1 pseudogene is annotated in these 418 nt (G+C 69.9%); it reads left to right on the top strand.

The annotated features are described in order from the left end of the window. Positions 1-9: 9 nt before the first annotated feature. Positions 10-418 (top strand): annotated as a pseudogene (locus GO615_RS30035) (tRNA (guanosine(37)-N1)-methyltransferase TrmD); the annotation flags it as partial.

Raw genomic sequence — 418 nt, 5'->3', positions numbered from 1 at the left:
CTGCTCGACGTGGCCGTGCACGACCTGCGCGACTTCGCGCACGACCGTCACCGCACCGTCGACGACACGCCCTACGGCGGTGGGGCCGGCATGGTGATGAAGCCGCAGCCGTGGTGGGAAGCGCTCGAGCATGTGCGCACCCTGGGCGACGGCACGCCGACGCTCATCGTCCCCGGCCCCGGTGGTGAGGTGTTGACGCAGCGGCTCGCGCGCGAACTCGCAGACGAGGACTGGCTGATCTTCGCGTGCGGCCGATACGAGGGTATCGACGAACGCGTCTACGAGGCTGCGGCCGACGTCATGCCGGTGCGCGTCATCTCCCTCGGTGACTACGTGCTCAACGGGGGAGAGGTCGCCGTCCTCGCGATGATCGAGGCCGCGGCCCGGCTGCTGCCGGGGTTCATGGGCAACGCAGAGT

This window comes from Aromatoleum evansii, assembly GCF_012910805.1.
GTDB classification, from domain to species: Bacteria; Pseudomonadota; Gammaproteobacteria; order Burkholderiales; family Rhodocyclaceae; genus Aromatoleum; species Aromatoleum evansii.
Note: the sequence above shows the minus strand (reverse complement) of the source record. Positions and strands in the feature narration are given on the sequence as shown.